The 15,774-nt window shown below is 73.5% G+C and carries 16 protein-coding genes; 9 read left to right on the forward strand and 7 right to left on the reverse strand.

Translation table 11 applies throughout. The features are described from left to right. Nucleotides 1-74: 74 nt before the first annotated feature. Together ACFYZS_RS26750 and ACFYZS_RS26755 are read right to left on the reverse strand one after the other, a co-directional pair. Nucleotides 75-2,177 carry an ATP-binding protein gene (locus ACFYZS_RS26750; protein ID WP_389017531.1) on the reverse strand — a complete coding sequence of 701 codons (2,103 nt, stop codon included), beginning with the start codon at nucleotides 2,175-2,177 and terminating at the stop codon, nucleotides 75-77. 84 nt (nucleotides 2,178-2,261) lie between these two features. After that, a complete protein-coding gene (locus ACFYZS_RS26755; protein ID WP_389017534.1) occupies nucleotides 2,262-3,218 on the reverse strand; it encodes a fibronectin type III domain-containing protein in 957 nt (318 codons plus the stop codon). A gap of 217 nt (nucleotides 3,219-3,435) precedes the next feature. Between ACFYZS_RS26755 and ACFYZS_RS26760 the strand changes: the two genes are divergently transcribed. The 7 genes from ACFYZS_RS26760 (at nucleotide 3,436) to ACFYZS_RS26790 (ending at nucleotide 10,541) form a co-directional block, all read left to right on the forward strand. Further along, on the forward strand, nucleotides 3,436-5,031 hold the full coding sequence (locus tag ACFYZS_RS26760; protein ID WP_389017537.1) for an ABC transporter substrate-binding protein: 1,596 nt from the start codon (nucleotides 3,436-3,438) through the stop codon (nucleotides 5,029-5,031). Nucleotides 5,032-5,086: 55 nt separating this feature from the next. Next, on the forward strand, nucleotides 5,087-6,052 hold the full coding sequence (locus tag ACFYZS_RS26765) for an ABC transporter permease (protein WP_389017897.1): 966 nt from the start codon (nucleotides 5,087-5,089) through the stop codon (nucleotides 6,050-6,052). After that, a complete protein-coding gene (locus tag ACFYZS_RS26770) occupies nucleotides 6,045-6,911 on the forward strand; it encodes an ABC transporter permease (protein WP_389017540.1) in 867 nt (288 codons plus the stop codon). Before ACFYZS_RS26765 ends, ACFYZS_RS26770 begins: the two co-directional genes overlap by 8 nt. Before the next feature lie 59 nt (nucleotides 6,912-6,970). Next, a complete protein-coding gene (locus ACFYZS_RS26775; RefSeq protein ID WP_389017900.1) occupies nucleotides 6,971-7,873 on the forward strand; it encodes an ABC transporter ATP-binding protein in 903 nt (300 codons plus the stop codon). Then, nucleotides 7,866-8,525: an ABC transporter ATP-binding protein gene (locus tag ACFYZS_RS26780; protein ID WP_389017543.1), complete on the forward strand. Its 660-nt coding sequence runs from the start codon at nucleotides 7,866-7,868 to the stop codon at nucleotides 8,523-8,525. The genes ACFYZS_RS26775 and ACFYZS_RS26780 overlap by 8 nt, the downstream gene beginning before the upstream one ends. 100 nt (nucleotides 8,526-8,625) lie before the next feature. Then, nucleotides 8,626-8,820, forward strand: coding sequence for a hypothetical protein (locus ACFYZS_RS26785; RefSeq protein ID WP_389017546.1), 195 nt, complete (start codon nucleotides 8,626-8,628; stop codon nucleotides 8,818-8,820). Between the two features lie 152 nt (nucleotides 8,821-8,972). Beyond that, a complete protein-coding gene (locus ACFYZS_RS26790; RefSeq protein WP_389017549.1) occupies nucleotides 8,973-10,541 on the forward strand; it encodes a hypothetical protein in 1,569 nt (522 codons plus the stop codon). Here the strand turns inward: ACFYZS_RS26790 and ACFYZS_RS26795 are convergent. Beyond that, nucleotides 10,507-11,250 carry a cytochrome b/b6 domain-containing protein gene (locus ACFYZS_RS26795; RefSeq protein WP_389017552.1) on the reverse strand — a complete coding sequence of 248 codons (744 nt, stop codon included), beginning with the start codon at nucleotides 11,248-11,250 and terminating at the stop codon, nucleotides 10,507-10,509. The genes ACFYZS_RS26790 and ACFYZS_RS26795 overlap by 35 nt on opposite strands. After that, nucleotides 11,234-11,899 carry a molybdopterin-dependent oxidoreductase gene (locus ACFYZS_RS26800; RefSeq protein ID WP_389017902.1) on the reverse strand — a complete coding sequence of 222 codons (666 nt, stop codon included), beginning with the start codon at nucleotides 11,897-11,899 and terminating at the stop codon, nucleotides 11,234-11,236. The genes ACFYZS_RS26795 and ACFYZS_RS26800 overlap by 17 nt, the downstream gene beginning before the upstream one ends. Before the next feature lie 269 nt (nucleotides 11,900-12,168). On the opposite strand from ACFYZS_RS26800, the gene ACFYZS_RS26805 reads away from it, so the two are divergent. Next, nucleotides 12,169-13,368, forward strand: coding sequence for an acyltransferase family protein (locus ACFYZS_RS26805; protein WP_389017554.1), 1,200 nt, complete (start codon nucleotides 12,169-12,171; stop codon nucleotides 13,366-13,368). A 28-nt stretch (nucleotides 13,369-13,396) separates the two neighbouring features. Here ACFYZS_RS26805 and ACFYZS_RS26810 read toward each other — a convergent pair whose 3' ends face one another. After that, nucleotides 13,397-14,065: a DUF6445 family protein gene (locus ACFYZS_RS26810; RefSeq protein WP_389017557.1), complete on the reverse strand. Its 669-nt coding sequence runs from the start codon at nucleotides 14,063-14,065 to the stop codon at nucleotides 13,397-13,399. A 144-nt stretch (nucleotides 14,066-14,209) separates the two neighbouring features. On the opposite strand from ACFYZS_RS26810, the gene ACFYZS_RS26815 reads away from it, so the two are divergent. Continuing rightward, entirely contained in the window at nucleotides 14,210-14,872 is a 663-nt protein-coding gene (locus tag ACFYZS_RS26815) for a DUF2278 family protein (RefSeq protein ID WP_389017560.1), read from the forward strand. Nucleotides 14,873-14,912: 40 nt separating this feature from the next. Here ACFYZS_RS26815 and ACFYZS_RS26820 read toward each other — a convergent pair whose 3' ends face one another. Together ACFYZS_RS26820 and ACFYZS_RS26825 are read right to left on the reverse strand one after the other, a co-directional pair. Continuing rightward, on the reverse strand, nucleotides 14,913-15,188 hold the full coding sequence (locus ACFYZS_RS26820) for a hypothetical protein (RefSeq protein WP_389017562.1): 276 nt from the start codon (nucleotides 15,186-15,188) through the stop codon (nucleotides 14,913-14,915). A 129-nt stretch (nucleotides 15,189-15,317) separates the two neighbouring features. Then, entirely contained in the window at nucleotides 15,318-15,722 is a 405-nt protein-coding gene (locus ACFYZS_RS26825) for an LPXTG cell wall anchor domain-containing protein (protein WP_389017565.1), read from the reverse strand. Between the last annotated feature and the right edge of the window lie 52 nt (nucleotides 15,723-15,774).

The following is a 15,774-nucleotide window of genomic DNA, read 5'->3' on the forward strand; positions in this document are numbered from 1 at the left end:
GCGCACACCGTCGGGCAGACCCCTCCCGTACTGACGGGAGCCCCGACGTCATATGCGGCCCCACCGGCTGGAGTTCAGCCGGTGGACGCCGCCGTGCCGCCCAGGAACGCGGCCTCGTAGGCCTCGTCCCCGATGGCCGCGCGGGCCTGGCGCTCGCCCCGGTCGCGCAGGGCCGTCAGCGAGGGTGAGCCCATCTGCGGCCGGCCGACGGTGCGCCACCAGGCGTGCCCGGTGCCCAGCAGCCGCGCCGCGAGTTCCCCGTCGCCCAGCGCCGCCACCGCCGCCGCGAGCACGTCGAGGCCGAGCGCGATGCCGAACCGGTCGCCGAGCAGCCGCTTCCCGGAGAGCATCGCCCGTACGTGGCGGGCCGCCTCCCCGTGCTGGCCGAGCCCGAGCGCGGCGACCGCGAGCACGTAGTCCGCGTACGCCCGAAGCCAGCGCTCGCCCAGCTCCGCGCAGGCCTCGCGCAGCCCCCGGGCCTCCGCGGCGGCCTCCTCGAAGCGCTGCAGGTCGCACAGGGCGTAGCCGGTGGCGAGCCGGCACAGCAGCCAGCCCGGGCCGCTGGTCCGCCCGCCGTGGCCGGCCCGCGCCCGGGGCCCGGCCAGCTCCAGCGCCCGTACGGGGTCCCCGGGCATCAGCACCGAGGCGCCGTGCAGGTACGCGGCGCGCAGCTCCGGCTCGGGGTCCGCCAGCCGGGCCGCCGCGCGGGTGCACTCCGCGCCCAACTCCCGGGCCGCGTCCATGTCCCCCTGCAGCAGGGCGGTCAGTCCGAGGGCCCACAGGGCCTGGGTGTGGGCGGCGCCCGTCCCCGGGGCGTTGCGCAGGGCCCGTTCCAGGAAGCCCCGGCCCTCGTGGACGTGCCCGCACGAGAACCAGAAGAACCACAGGGCCCCGGCCATCTCCACCGCGGCCGCCGGGTCCGCGCCGAGCAAGTGCTCCAGCGCCGTGCGCAGTTGGGCGTGCTCGGCGGTCATCCTGCGGTACCAGTCCACCTGCTCCGGGCTCATCCAGCCCCGGTCGGCGGCCTGGCTGAGCGCCGCGTACCAGTGGGCGTGCCGGTCGGCGACGGTCTGCACCTCGCCGAGCTCGGTCAGCCAGTCGTGGCCGTACTCGCGGATGGTGTCCAGCATCCGGTAGCGGGCGCCCGCCCCCCGCTCCAGGGTGCGCCGTACGACGGATTTCGCGACCAGTCCCGCGAGCACCCGCTCCACCCGGGAGGCGGGCAGCGGGCCGCCCGAGCACACCGCCCGGGCGGCGGCGACGTCGAAGTCCCCGGTGAAGACGGACAGTCGGGCCCACAACAGCCGTTCCACCGGCTCGCACAGCTCGTGGCTCCAGCCGATCGCGGTCCGCATCGTCCGGTGCCGGGGCTGCAGGCCGGGCCCGCTGTCGGAGAGCACGGCGAAGCGGGTGCCCAGGCGCCGGGCCATCTGCTCCAGGGTCCACAGCCGCAGTCGGGCGCCGGCGAGTTCCAGGGCCAGCGGGATCCCGTCGAGGCGGCGGCACACCTCGGCCGCGAGCCGGGCCCGTTCGGGGTCGTCGAAGGCGGCGGCGGCCTCGGGGGTCGCGGCCACGGCCCGGGCCCGGAACAGGGCGAGGGCGTCGCTGTCGGGGCCCTCGCAGGGCAGCGGGCAGACCTCGACGACCTTCTCGCAGGGGCTGTCGAGGGGCTCCCGGGAGGTGACCAGCACCGTCAGTCCGGGGGCGGACTGCAGGAGTTCACCCACGAGGTGGCGGCATTCGGCCACCATGTGCTCGCAGGTGTCGAGGACGAGGAGCAGCTCCTTGTCGGCCATCCACGCGCACAGCTCCTCGTCGAGGGGGCGGGCGGAGTGGTCGGCGAGGCCGACGGCGTGGGCGACGGTCATGGTGAGCAGGCCGGGGTCGCGCAGCGGGGAGAGCTCCACCCACCAGACCCCGTCGGGCCGGGCCTGTACGGGATCGCTGACGGCCCGCAGGGCGAGGCGCGACTTGCCGACGCCGCCCACCCCGGTGAGGGTGGTCAGCCTGCGGGAGCGCAACAGGACGTGCAGCTCGGCGAGTTCGCTCTCCCGCCCGATGAAACCCGCCGGATCGGACGGCAGGTTTCCCGGCGGGGCGCCGGGAGCCGGCTCGGGATCGCCGTCGGCCTCCGCGGAATCCGGCCGTTTTCTGTTGAACGCGTACTCACCGAACACGGGTGTATTGTGCGCGATCTTCTCGTCCGGCCGTGGCGTTCCGTTCGGATTGCCGTCACCTTGCGTGGAGATGGGCCGTGCCCCTCATGCCACGAGTACGATGCTCCGCTCCGCGGAGAAGGCCCCCCAGTTGCCGTCGGGCAGCCGGGCGCGCAGCTTGAGCGTCCACCGCGTGCCCGCCGGCTCGGTCACGGTGAGCCGGTGCTCCACCTCGGCGGCTCCCGGGGCGGGCACGGCGCCGGTACCGAATTGGATGACGGTGACGGGCCTTCCGTTGACGTGGAGTTCGTACTCGGCGGTCGGACGGCCGGTGTCGGGGGCGGTCCAGGTGAGCGTGACGGCGCCGGGGGAGGCGGTCGCCGTGAACCGGGCGGGTGCGGTGCCCGGGCCCTGTCCGGCGGAGGGCGGGGTGGTCACGTCCACCGCGGGGCCGTCGGGGGAGGAGTTGTCCGCGCCGTCGCGGGCCCGGACGGTGAAGGTGTAGACGGTGTCCGGCTGCAGGCCGGTCAGGGTGGTGCCGGTCTCGCCGGGGCCGGCGGTGTGGATCCGGATGCCGCCCTGGTAGACGTCGTACGCGGTCACGCCGGTGTCGTCGCTCGCCGCGGCCCAGGACAGCGTGGCGGACCGGGGGCCGTCGGCCCGGCCCGTGGTGCGGCCGGGGGCGCTGGGAGCCCGGCGGTCCTCGGCCTTGGCGGCCGGGGTGGTGGCCTCGGCGGAGGCGCTCGGGGCGGAGGTGTTGCCGGCGGCGTCGCGGGCCCGGACCGTGAAGGCGTAGCCGGTCTGGGGGGTGAGGCCGGTGATGTCCACCATCGTCTTGTCGGCCGGGAGTTCGCGCACCAGCCGGCCCGCCTGGAAGACCTGGTAGTTGGTCACCGCGTCGGCCGGCGCCGCCGCCTGCCACATGACGTGCACGGAGGTGGCGCTGCCGGCCTGGGCGGTGATCCCGGCGGGGGCCGCGGGGGGCGTGGTGTCGGCGGCGGTGCAGGCGGCGAGCCCGGTGGCGGCCAGACAGAGGGCGAGCAGGGGGGCGGTGCGTCGCACGGGGGGCCTTCCTCGGCTTCCGCTTCCTCGTAAAGGTCTAGACATATATGGCACGGCTGCGGGCGGCGCGGCAAGACCCGTGCGCTGCGGGCTCGCGCCGCCGGACGATGTGACCGGGTTCGTGTTCTTCTGATCCTTTCTGGCATTATTGCGATCTCTTTGCAATAGCGGCTGATCATGAGCTGCTCGAAAACGGCAATACAGGGATGTGCGCAGCATGACGGCCCGGACAGCACGGGGAGCGGCCAGGACGACGCTGGCCGCCGCACTCATCACGGGCGTGGCGGCCTGTTCCGGCCCCGGCCCCGGCACGGCGGGAGCGGACGCAGAGGCGGCCGTGGTCGGCATCGCGAACGAGCCGGAGACCCTCAGCCCCCTGCTGGGCTACGGCAAGGACGGCAACTCCAAGATCTTCGACGGGCTCCTCACGCACGACGCGGACATGAAGCTGAAGCCCGCGCTGGCCGAAGCCCTGCCCGAGGTCTCCGCCGACGGGCTGACGTACACGTACAAGCTGCGCCAGGGCGTGAAGTTCAGCGACGGCGCGCCCTTCACGGCCAAGGACGTCGTCTTCACCTACCGCACGGTCCTCGACCCGAAGACGAACAACGCCTCGAAGACCGAGCTCGACGCGATCGCCAAGGTCGAGGAACAGGGCGCCGACGCGGTCGTCTTCACGCTGAAGTACCCGTACGCGCCCTTCGCCGAGCGGACCGTGCTGCCGATCGCCCCCGAGCACATCGCCGGCCGGCAGGACGTCAACAGCGGCGAGTTCACCGCCAGGCCCGTCGGCACCGGGCCCTACGTGCTCACCGCCTGGTCCAAGGGCGAGAAGCTCGGCTTCAAGGCCAACCCGGCGTACTGGGGCGGCGAGCCCGCGGTGAAGAAGTTCACCATGGCCGTCATCAAGGACGACGACGTACGCGCCACCCGGCTGCGCTCCGGCGAGCTCGACGCGGCGATCCTGCCCCCCGACCTCGCCAAGGGCTTCAAGGGCGACAAGGCGCGCACGACGTACGCGGCCAAGTCCTTCGACTACCGCAACGTGACCCTGCCGACCCACCACCCGGTCACCGGCGACCCGGCCGTCCGCCAGGCGCTGGACATCGCCGTGGACCGCGCCGCCATGGTCGACAAGCTGCTGGCGGGCGCGGGCAAGCCGGCCTACGGGCCCGTCCCGACCGGCAGCCCCTGGTTCACCGCCGGCACCGAGCGCCCGTACGACCTCGACAAGGCGAAGAGGATCCTCGACGAGGCCGGCTGGAAGCCGGGCGGGGACGGCATCCGCGCCAAGGACGGGGTCCGGGCCTCCTTCCCGCTCTGGTACACCTCCGGGGACAAGATCCGCCAGGACCACGCGCTCGCCTTCGCCTCCGACGCCAAGAAGGCCGGCATCGAGGTCAGGACGGAGTCCGGCACCTGGGAGGTCATCGAGCCCCGGATGAAGACCGACGCCGTCCTCGCGGGCGGCGGCTCCCCGGCCGACCCCGACTTCGACCAGTACCTGCTGCTCACGTCCTCCCTCGGCGGCGACGGCTTCAACAACATGGCCCGGTACGACAACCCGAGCGTCGACCGCGCCCTGGAGGACGCCCGCAGGAGCGGGGACCCGGCCGTCCGCAAGGCCGCGTACGACACCGTCCAGCGCGAGCTGGTGAAGAACCCCGGCTACGTCTTCCTCACCCACATCGACCACCTCTACGTCGTGAACGACAAGTGGGACGGGCTCGGCACCCAGGTCGAGCCGCACGACCACGGCCTGGGCGCCGGCCCCTGGTGGAACGTCGAGACCTGGAAGCCGAAGCGGAAGTGAGCCGGCCCCGATGAACACCCGGCCCGCCGGTTCCCCCGGCCTGCCCTGGGGGCCGATGGCGCGCATGGCCGGGCGGCGCGCCCTGCTCGCCGCCCCCGTCCTGCTCGTCGTCACCTTCGGGGTCTTCGCCGTCGCCGAGCTGTCTCCCTTCGACCCGGTCAAGGCGTACGCCGGCACCGCCGGCCTCACCGCCTCGCAGGCCGACCTCGACCAGCTGCGGGCCAACCTGGGCGTGGACCGGCCGCTCGTCGGGCGCTGGTGGGACTGGCTCACCTCCGCGCTCACCGGCGACCTCGGCACCTCCTCCGTCATGCGCCGCCCGGTGGCCGAGGTCGTGGCCGAGCGGGTCGGCTGGTCGGCGCTGCTCGCCGCCACCGCCTTCGCGGTGGCGGCCTCGGCCGGGACGGCGCTCGGGGTCCTCGCGGCCCGGCGCCGCGGGGGCCCGCTGGACCGGGTGGTGTCCTCGCTCGCCTATACGCTGGAGGCCGCCCCCGCCTTCTGGCTCGGCCTGCTCGCCGTCTGGTTCTTCTCCGTGCACCTCGGCGTCCTGCCGTCGGGCGGGCTGACGGACGCGGGCAGCGACGTGGTCACCGCGGACCAGGTGGTCCGCCACCTCGTCCTGCCCGCCCTGGTGCTGGGCGTCTCCCAACTCCCCTGGTTCTTCCTCTACGTCCGCCAGGGCGTGGCCGACGCGCTCGACGAGGACCCCGTACGCGGGGCCCGCGCGCGGGGCATCGGCGAGCGGCGCGTACTGCTGGGCCACGGGCTGCGCGCCGGGATGCTCCCGATGCTGACGCTGATCGGCTCGCGCGTGCCCGAGCTGATCACCGGAGCACTGCTCGTGGAGACCGTGTTCAGCTGGCCGGGCATCGCGGCGGCCACCGTACAGGCGGCGACCTCGGTGGACTTCCCGCTGCTGGCGGCGCTGACCGTGCTGGCCACGGCGGCCGTCCTCGCCGGGAACCTCCTCTCCGACCTGCTGTACGGGCTGGCGGACCCGCGGGTGGGATTCGATGGCTGACCCCGTGTGGAAGACCAACGGCCGGGCGGGCCGTTCGACGCGGACCCTGCGGGTGCGCACCTCCGCGGCGGTGGTCGCGGTGCTCGCCCTGGCGGTGCTGCTGGTTCCGCCGCTGGCCCAGCTCGATCAGCAGGCGGTCGATTTGTCGATGAAGCTCCGGCCGCCGTCGTGGGCGCACCCGTTCGGCACCGACGACGTGGGCCGCGACCTGCTCCTGCGCTGCGTATACGGGCTGCGCGTCTCGCTGCTGGTCGGTCTCGTGGCCGCGCTGGTCGCCACGGTGATCGGTACGGCCGTGGGCGCGGCCGCGGGGGCGCTGGGCGGGTGGCCGGACCGGCTGGTGATGCGGGCGGTCGACACCCTGTCGTCGATACCCCACCTGCTGCTGGGCGTGTTCATCGTGGCGATGTTCCGGCCGGGAGTGTGGCCGGTCGTGGTGTCGGTCGCGCTCACGCACTGGCTGTCGACGGCGCGGATCGTCCGCGCCGAGGTGCTGTCGCTGCGCTCCCGGCCGTTCGTCGACGCGGCGATCTCGGGCGGGGCCTCGCGCCTGCGCGTCACCGTGCGCCACCTGGTCCCGGCGGTGCTTCCGCAGGCCGGACTGGCGGCGGTGCTGATGATCCCGCACGCCATGTGGCACGAGTCGGCGCTGTCGTTCCTCGGCCTCGGGCTCCCCGCCCACCAGGCCAGCCTGGGCAACCTCGTCCAGACGGCGCGCGGCTCGCTGCTCGCCGGCGACTGGTGGCCCACCCTCTTCCCCGGCGTCCTCCTGATCGTCCCGACGCTGGCCATCGCCGGCCTCGCGGGTGCCTGGCGCGACCGCCTGAACCCCCGCCGCCGCTCGGAGCCGACCCTGTGACCGCCAAGACGCCGACCCGGCCCGTTCTCAGCGTCGAGGGGCTGCACGTGCGGTTCCGGATGGGCGCCGGGCAGTACGTCGAAGCCGTCGGCGACGTCACCCTCGCGCTGGCCGAGGGCGAGTGCCTGGCCCTCGTCGGGGAGAGCGGCTGCGGCAAGTCCGTCCTCGCCTCCGCCCTGCTCGGCCTGCTCCCCGGCAACGCCGAGACCGCGGGATCCGCCCGGCTGGCCGACAGGCTGGACGTCCTCGCCGCCGACGAGCGCACGCTCGCCCGGACCGTCCGCGGCCGCCGCATCGGCCTCGTCCCGCAGAGCCCCGCCGCGCACCTCACGCCGGTCCGCACCATCCGCTCCCACCTGCGGGAGACCGTCCGGGAGCTGGCCGGCCGGGCGGCGGGCCGGAGCAGGGCTTCGCTGCGCGCCGAGGCGGAGGCCGCGGCCGAGCGGGCCGCCTTTCCCGCCACCCACCTCGACCGGCACCCCCACGAACTCTCCGGCGGGCTCGCCCAGCGGGCCGCCACCGCCCTCGCGCTCATCGGGGACGCCCCGCTGCTGCTCGCGGACGAGCCGACCACCGGCCTCGACCGCGAGCTCGTCCACCGCACCGTGGACGAGCTGCGCGCCCACACCCGGGAAGCCGGCCGCGCGCTGCTGATGATCACGCACGACCTGGCCGCCGCCGAGCGGATCGCCGACACCGTCGCCGTCATGTACGCGGGCCGGATCGTGGAGGTCGCTCCCGCCGAAGCCTTCTTCGGCGCGCCCGGTCCCCGCCACCCCTATGCCCGCGGCCTCCTCGACGCCCTGCCCGAGCGGGCCTTCACCCCCATCTCCGGCGCCCCGCCCGAGCTCGGCGCCCTCCCCCCGGGCTGCGCCTTCGCCGCCCGCTGCACCCGCGCCGACGCCACCTGCCGCACGCTGCGTCCCCCGCTCGCCGAAGGGGTGGCCTGCCACCATGCTTGAGCTCCGGAACATCACCGCCGGCTACGACCGCCGCCGCCCCGTCGTGCGCGACGCGCACCTCACGCTCCGCCCCGGCGAATCCCTCGGCCTGCTCGGCCCCAGCGGCTGCGGCAAGTCCACCCTCGCCCGGGTGGCCGCCCTGCTGCACCGGCCCGACCGGGGGAGCGTGACCCTCGACGGCACCGCCGTGACCGGCTTCCGCCATCGGGCGCCGCGCTCCCTGCGCGTCGGAGTCGGCGTCGTCTTCCAGCAGCCCCGCCTCTCGGCCGACCCCCGCCTGCGGCTGCGCGACCTCGTCGCGGAACCCCTCCGGGCCACGGGCCGGCGCGGGGAAGCGGACGAGGCCGTACCCGAGTTGGCCGCGCGTGTCGGACTGGGCGCGGATCTGCTCGCCCGGCGTCCCCACGAGGTCAGCGACGGCCAGCTGCAACGCGCCTGTCTGGCGCGCGCCTTGGTGCTGCGCCCGCGCTGGCTGGTCTGCGACGAGATGACCGCGATGCTGGACGCCTCCACCACGGCCGCGCTGGTGGGGGTGGTCGAGGAGTACCGGGCCGAGACCGGGGCCGGGCTCTTGGCGGTCGGCCACGATCCGGTCCTGCTCGCCCGCTGGTGCGACCGTACGACCCACTGGAACGAGATCGTCAAGCACTGATCGCCCGTCACGGACGGTCAACACCCGTACGGCGGACACGGGTTTCGCCCGAAGGCACCCCCTCCTGCGCCACGATGGGCGCCGCTCTCAGGAGGTATCGATGGTGATTTCGCTCTCCGTGGTCGTCCTGCTCCTGATCCTCGCGTGGATCTTCATGCGCAGCGGCGGCCTCAAGTTCTCCCACGCCCTCGTCTGCGTCCTGCTCGGCTTCTACCTCGCGAGCAGCAGCATGGCGGCGACCATCCACGACGGCCTGACGGCCACGGCCGAGGTGGTCTCCGGCCTGCGCCCGTGAGCCCTCCGGTCCGCGCGGATTGATCAACTGTTGCGCCTTCATGAATCATCCGGCTCCTCCATGGACTCCTCGGGCCGTGCGATCTAGCGTCTGGCGGCGGCGCGATGTCATACGCACTGTCAACAAGACCGAAGAGAACGGAGGAAGTTCGGATGTTCCGAAGAGCGCTGAACTGCGCCGTGGTCCCGGCCCTCATCGTGTTCACCGCGATGTACGGCATCTCCCCGGCGCAGGCCGCGGAGATACCCCAGGCGCCCGGCCACCGCCTGGTCAGCCACTACGACGGCGCCCCCGCGGCCGCCGCCCCGCTGCCCGGCGAGACCCCGCCCCAGCACCCCTTCCTCGCGCCCAACGGCCGCAGCGGCATGCACTCCGACGCGGCCGGCAGCGCCACCTCGCCGTGGTCCGGCCCGCTCGGCAGGAACCCGCAGGTCACCAGCGAGAAGATCGCGGCCCTCGGCGGCGAGTGCGCCACCGCCACCTTCGACGCGGGCGGCCGCCTGGTCACCGTCTGCGGCACCTTCTCCGGGTTCAAGGTCAAGCTCCTGGAACCCCGTACGCTCGCCACGCTCGCGGAGTACCAGCTCCCGCAGCGTTCCTCGACGGTCGAGGCGATCACCTCGCTCGACTTCTCGAAGATCTTCAAGGACACCTCGGGCGGCGCCTACTTCTACCTGGACAACCAGGACCGGGCGGTGCTGGCCGACTCCCGCCAGCACATCCTGCGCCTCTCGCACACGCAGCGGCCGGACGGCAGCTGGACGTTCGCCGTCGACGACGACTGGGACCTCACCGGCCAGGTCCCGCACGACTGCGTCAGCTGGACCAACCTGTGGCCCAGCGGCACCTGTGACCCCGTCACCTCCGTGATGCCCGACTGGAACGGCCGCATCTGGTGGGTCACCCGCCAGGGCCGCGTCGGCACCGTGGACCCGGCGACCTCGCAGATCCGCTCGATCCGGCTCCAGGGGGAGGAGATCCAGAACTCCTTCTCCGTCGCCGAGGACGGCGTGTCGATCGTCTCCGACCACGCCCTCTACAGCTTCCGCGCCGCCGCCGACGGCACCCCCGAGGTGCAGTGGCGCCAGACGTACGACCGCGGTACGGGAACCAAGCCCGGCTCCGTGAACCAGGGTTCGGGCACCACCCCCGACCTCTTCGGCAACGGCTACGTCGCCATCACCGACAACGCCGACGACCGGATGAACGTCCTCGTCTACAAGCGGGGCACGGACGTCCCGGCCGACCAGCGGCTGGTCTGCAAGGTCCCGGTCTTCGGCAGCGGAGCCTCGACCACGGACAACTCCCTGATCACCTGGGGCAACAGCATCGTCGTCGAGAACAACTACGGCTACGAGAACCTCACCAGCCTGCTCCTCGGCAAGTCGGTCGTCGGCGGGGTCAGCCGGATCGACGTCCGCGCCGACGGCAGCGGCTGCGACACGGTGTGGCAGAGCGCGATCCGCTCGCCCTCCGTGGTCCCGAAGCTCTCCACCGCGAACGGGCTGCTCTACTTCTACGAGAAGGAGCCCAACGCCTGGGGGATCGACGCCTGGTACCTGACGGCGGTGGACTTCCGCACCGGCGAGCGCCGCTGGCGGCAGCTGACCGGCACCGGGCCGCTGTACGACAACAACTGGGCGCCGATCACGCTCGGACCCGACGGCACCGCCTACGTGGGCGTCTTCAACGGGATCGTCGCGGTACGCGACGGCGGCTGACGCCGACCGGCGCAGGGCCGGCCGACACGCGATCCGCGTCGGCCGGCATCCCCGGCTCCCCGTGCTTCCCCGGCTCTCCCTGCTCCTCGGGCCGCCACAGCGGGTGTTCGCGCTCGGCCCACGCGCGGCCGACGGAGCCGGTGCGCAGGCCCCGGCGGGCCTCGGGGTCGGCCAGGGCCTTGCCGATGTGCGCGGCGAGCACGACACCCAGGGTGAGGGCCAGCCAGTCGTGGACGAAGGTGGCGGCCGTGCGCCGGGTCAGCGGGACGAGGCCGGTCCACCACATGAGCGTCCCGGTGCCCGCCATCACCAGCACCGCCCCGGCCAGCCAGCCCGCGTACACCTTCTGCCCGGCGTTGAACTTCCCGGCGGGCCGCCGCGTCACCCGGTCGCGCCGCAGGGCGGCCCGCAGCCAGACCCGGTCGTGCGGCCCGAACCGGCCCAGCCGCCGCAGATCGGCGCGGAAGGAGCGCGAGGCGAGCCCCAGCAGGAACGGCACGACCAGCAGCAGCCCCGACCACACGTGCACCGTGACGAGAAGGTGGCGGCGGCCGACGAGCTCGGCGAGGGCGGGCACGTACAGACAGGCCGCCGTGCCCGCGCACAGGCCCATCAGCGCGGCCGTGGAGCGGTGGATCCACCGCTCGGCGGGGCTGAACCGGGCGATCCGCCCGCTGCTCCGCAGCACCGGATCAGACGGTCGGGGCATCGTCGCGTCCGTTCGACCGGCCGACCCAGGCGTCGACGTCGTATCCGAGGTCCTCCCAGTAGCCCTGCTCCACGTCCCGGGTCAAGGTGATGCCGGAGAGCCACTTCGCGGACTTGTAGAAGTACATGGGGGCCACGTACAGCCGCACGGGACCGCCGTGGGAATGGCTCAGCGGCTTGTCCTGCATGCGCAGCGCCACCATGACGTCGTCCCGGCGGGCCTGGGGGAGGGTCAGGGACTCGGTGTACGTGCCGTCGAAGCAGCTGAAGCGGATGGCCCGGGCCTCGGGGCGCACCCCGGCGGCGTCGAGCAGCCGGGTCAGCGGCACCCCCTCGAACGGGGTGCCGGGCACCCGCCAGCCGGTGACGCACTGGACGTCCCGTACGACGCGGGTCTGCGGGAGCGCCCGGAGCGCGTCGAGGGTGTACGTCGCGGGGCGGTCGACGAGGCCGTCGACGGTGAGCCGGTAGTTCTCGGGGCCGCGCTCGGGGACGGAGGAGGCCACCGAGTAGTAGCGGAAGCCACCGCCGCCCGGCAGCAGCCCGGTGAGGCCGGTGGGGTCCTTCGTCGAGGCCGCGCCGAGGAAGGACTCGAAGCCGTCCTGGAGGTACGGGGCGGTGACCAGCCCGGCGGCGCCGAGCCCGACCATGCCGAGGACCAGACGGCGCCCGATCGGCGCGCCCTGACCGTCCGGGTCGGGATCCGGTGGCGGCTCAGGTGCGGGTACGGCTGCGGGTGCGGGGCTCACGGACCGATTCGACCACCGCCGCCGCCCCGGCGCCAGGCCCGGCGGCGGTCCGTCAGACTTCCGTCACACCTTGCCCGGCGGACAGGGGTGGGCCGTCGGGGCGGCAGGTAGGGTGCCCGTTGATCAAATCCGTTCATCAGGCAGTCACACAAGGAAGCGGCAATCACGGTATGAGCGCGTCGAGAGCCATCGGACACCCCGGGCCGGGGGGCGCGCCGGGGGCCGTGCCAGGGGGCGGCGGCGCCCGCCTGGCCGCACTGGACGGAGTCCGGATCGTCGCCGCGCTGGGCGTCCTGTGCTACCACTACCTGGCACTGGACAGCGGTTGGGGGGAACCGGCCGCCACCGTCTTCCCCGTCATGAGCAGCTGCGCCGCCTACGGCTGGCTGGGCGTCGAGATCTTCTTCGTCGTCAGCGGGTTCGTCATCTGCATGAGCGCCTGGGACCGCGGTGTGGGCGAGTTCGCGGCCTCCCGCATCGCCCGGCTGTTCCCGGCCTACTGGGCGGCCGTCCTCTTCACGGCCGGCGTCCTGTTCGCCTGGCCGGAGGTGCGCGGGGTCAAGGCGTTCAGCGACGTCGTGGTCAACTTGTCGATGCTCCAAGGGGGCATCAAGGTGCCGCACATCGACGACGCGTACTGGACCCTCTTCGTCGAGCTGAAGTTCTACGCGCTGTTCGCGCTGGTCGTCCTGCGCGGCGTCACCTACCGGAACTGCGTGGTCTTCTGCACGGTCTGGACCGTGGCCGGCGTGGTGGCACCCACCGCCGACAGCGGAGTGCTGTCCTTCTTCGCGATCCCGACCTTCTCGCCGTACTTCATCGCGGGAATCGCCTTCCACCTCATGCGCCGCTTCGGGCCCAATGCCGTCCTGTGGGGCATCGCCGGCCTCCAGTTCGTCCTGGCGCAGAGCTACGTCCAGGGCCGGATGATCAGCAATCTGGGGCGCGGCGTCGCCGCGCAGACCCCGGTCTGGCCGGCCCATGCCGTCATCGCGTGCGGGTTCCTCGTCATGGCGGGGATCGCCCTCGGGGCCTTCGACCGCGTCCGGTGGCGCTGGCTGCGGCACGCGGGGGAGGTCACCTATCCGCTGTACCTGATCCACATGATGGCCGGGCTGACGATCATCCACCACTTCCGCCACGTCGTGCGGCCCGTCCCCCTGGTCCTGGGCGTCACCGCGCTCATGGTGGCGCTCGCCTGGCTCGTGCACCGGCTCATAGAGCGTCCCCTGGGGCGCCGGCTGCGCCGCGGAATGCGCCGCGCCGTGCACGACATCCGCCGCCACTCCGCGCACCCGCAACCGGTCCCCGCGGTCCCGGCCCAGCCGACGGCGCCCGAGGCGGAGCGCGTCCGCACGCCCCGCCACTGAACCGCCGGCCCCGGGCTCCTCGGCGGTACTAGGCCTTCCAGAAGAAGACGGCCGTCATCCGCTTCTCCTCCAGCGTCCGGCCCCAGTAGCCGGTGGCGCTGTGGATCAGGTTGGCGGAGTAGAGCAGCAGCCGGTTGGCGCGGTGGGGGACCCGTACGTCCTCGGTGAAGGAGTCCGGGGAGACGAAGCGGGTGCCCAGCGCGTCGACCAGGTTGTTGTGCGGGGCGATCACCTGGTTGCCGCCCAGCGCTCCGCCGGGCAGGCTCTGGCGGTAGAAGCTCGTCCCGCAGTCCTTCGGCACCTTCGGGTTCAGGTAGAGCACGGCGGCGTAGCGGCACAGGCTCCGCGAGTCGGTGTGCGGGCGCGACTCGGACTCGCCCTCGCCGACGACCTGGACGCAGTTGTGGTTGAACGTTCCCCCGCCCGCGGGCCGTTCGGCCCAGATCTTCGGAGCGCCGGTGGACTTGCGTACCAGCCGCTCCACCAAGGCCAGTTCGTCGGGCTCCAGACCCGGCATCGCACGCAGCCCCGGCCAGCTCTCGGGCTTGTGCGGATAGCCCTCGGTCCAGTCGTCCTTGGCGAGGCAGCGCTCCCGTACGGCGTCCGGGTCCGGCAGTACGTCGTCCAGCACCCAGTAGTCGCGGCCGCGGGTCGGCTTGCGGTACGGGAGGACCGGGAGGGGAGGAGGTAGGGGCATGGCAGGGACGGTAGCCACCGGGCGCGGTACGGATCGCTCCGGAAGGAGTCAACGTTCCGTCAAGTGTTCACCATGGCTTGGGAGATCGGCGGGACACGGCTGCGGTCACCCGCTGCCGGACGGCCCGGATGGTTCACTGGCGGCATGCCGCTCGAAAACTACGGAGTGCTGTCCGGAACCCTGCACCGCCACTTCCGTGACCGGCCCGACGACCAGGGCCGCTGGTTCCACGTCCACCTGGAGGTCGACGCTCCCGCCGGGCGCTACGAGTGCGCCATCGACGTGGACAGCAAGCAGTCCGCCGTCGGGGTCCGGTGGAAGGTCTTCACCCTGCACGCCTCGGTGCTCGACCCCGTCGCCTCGCCCGCGCCCGGCTACCACGACCTCGCCCGGACCTCCGGATCCGGCGCGCTCGACTACCTCCGGCACCCGGCGCTCGCGGACCGCCCCGGCTGCCTCCTCGGAGGCCACCCGCCGCGGTGGTTCCAGCGGATCCTGGACCGGTTCAACCCGCCCCGGCCCTGGATCTCGGGCTCCTACCTGGAGGCCTCGCGGGCGCTGGAGCCGATCCTCGTCGCGGGCCGGCCGGTCCTGGTCTTCGGCGAGCCCTTCGACGAGGGGCTCGGCATGCACAACGTCCACCAGAACCAGGGCGACCCGTACGGCAGCCAGTGGTGGCCGGACAACGGCATCTGGCAGGACGGGGCCACGCTGACCCGGCGCCCGGACGGCCTCTTCGACGTGTTCGTCTCCAAGTTCTCCACGCAGAAGGAACCCACCGACGAGAACGGCCACCCGGTCTCCTGACCGCGACCGGGGGTACGACCGACGGCGCGGCCGACGCCCCCTAGTGGGCGGCGCGGCAGGCGCCGCCCGCCACGTTCGAGGAGATGCCCACCGCCTGGAGGCTGGCGACGCAGCTGGTCTGGTTGCCGATCTGGCCCTCGTAGCACGCCTGACCCACGCCGTCCGTGACCTGCTTGCCGTGCTGTACGAGGTACTGCTCGCAGTCCTGGATGCTGGTGGGGGCGGCGGCGGTGGCGGCCGGGGCGGCGAAGAGGGCGCCCCCGGCGGCGAGGACGAAGCCGGCGAGGACGCTGGTGATACGGGCCGAAGCGCGCATGTGGACGCACCTGCTCTCTCGGTCGGACACGCGGTCCGCCGGTGCGCCGGACCACGGGCGGGGGCGGCGCGGAGCGGGCACTCCGGGGGTGACGGGCTCGACGCATCGGTCACCCCCGCCCTTTCGACGCTAGAGCACGGTGCGGCGGGCCGCCACCGCCGCGCAGACCGCCGCCAGGGGCAGTTCCGCGCACACCGCCAAGGCCACCGCCGCGGCCCGGGCGCTGCCGGGAGCCGCGGTCGTCACGTCGAACCAGGCGTCCATCACCAGCAGCGCGGCCGTCGCCGCGGCGAGCGGCGCCGCGCGGGGATCGCGGCGCCCCAGCAGCAGGCCCGTACCGCTCAGCCCCGCGGCCAGCATGGCGTCCAGCCCGATCCATGCCGTCGACCAGTTGGAGACCTCGGCCGTCTGTGGCAGCGTCTTCGCCAGCACCACCATCCACGGCAGCAGCGCCACCCCGGCGCCGATGAGCAGCGTGGCCGGCCGGGGCCGGGGCGTGCCGCGGGTCCGCAAGCGCGGGGCGATGAGGCTCATGGCGGTGGAGCTCCTTCCGGCCCCGGTGGTCCGTCCTCCGGGTTCGAAGATC

The organism is Streptomyces sp. NPDC001903, assembly GCF_042891345.1.
Lineage (GTDB): Bacteria > Actinomycetota > Actinomycetes > Streptomycetales > Streptomycetaceae > Streptomyces.

Coding starts and splice junctions, on each gene's coding strand:
- ACFYZS_RS26760 (WP_389017537.1), top strand. CDS start 3,436: ATGACGGCCCGGACAGCACGGGGAGCGGCCAGGACGACGCTGGCCGCC.
- ACFYZS_RS26765 (WP_389017897.1), top strand. CDS start 5,087: ATGGCGCGCATGGCCGGGCGGCGCGCCCTGCTCGCCGCCCCCGTCCTG.
- ACFYZS_RS26770 (WP_389017540.1), top strand. CDS start 6,045: ATGGCTGACCCCGTGTGGAAGACCAACGGCCGGGCGGGCCGTTCGACG.
- ACFYZS_RS26775 (WP_389017900.1), top strand. CDS start 6,971: ATGGGCGCCGGGCAGTACGTCGAAGCCGTCGGCGACGTCACCCTCGCG.
- ACFYZS_RS26780 (WP_389017543.1), top strand. CDS start 7,866: ATGCTTGAGCTCCGGAACATCACCGCCGGCTACGACCGCCGCCGCCCC.
- ACFYZS_RS26785 (WP_389017546.1), top strand. CDS start 8,626: ATGGTGATTTCGCTCTCCGTGGTCGTCCTGCTCCTGATCCTCGCGTGG.
- ACFYZS_RS26790 (WP_389017549.1), top strand. CDS start 8,973: ATGTTCCGAAGAGCGCTGAACTGCGCCGTGGTCCCGGCCCTCATCGTG.
- ACFYZS_RS26795 (WP_389017552.1), bottom strand. CDS start 11,250: ATGCCCCGACCGTCTGATCCGGTGCTGCGGAGCAGCGGGCGGATCGCC.
- ACFYZS_RS26800 (WP_389017902.1), bottom strand. CDS start 11,899: ATGGTCGGGCTCGGCGCCGCCGGGCTGGTCACCGCCCCGTACCTCCAG.
- ACFYZS_RS26805 (WP_389017554.1), top strand. CDS start 12,169: ATGAGCGCGTCGAGAGCCATCGGACACCCCGGGCCGGGGGGCGCGCCG.
- ACFYZS_RS26810 (WP_389017557.1), bottom strand. CDS start 14,065: ATGCCCCTACCTCCTCCCCTCCCGGTCCTCCCGTACCGCAAGCCGACC.
- ACFYZS_RS26815 (WP_389017560.1), top strand. CDS start 14,210: ATGCCGCTCGAAAACTACGGAGTGCTGTCCGGAACCCTGCACCGCCAC.
- ACFYZS_RS26820 (WP_389017562.1), bottom strand. CDS start 15,188: ATGCGCGCTTCGGCCCGTATCACCAGCGTCCTCGCCGGCTTCGTCCTC.
- ACFYZS_RS26825 (WP_389017565.1), bottom strand. CDS start 15,722: ATGAGCCTCATCGCCCCGCGCTTGCGGACCCGCGGCACGCCCCGGCCC.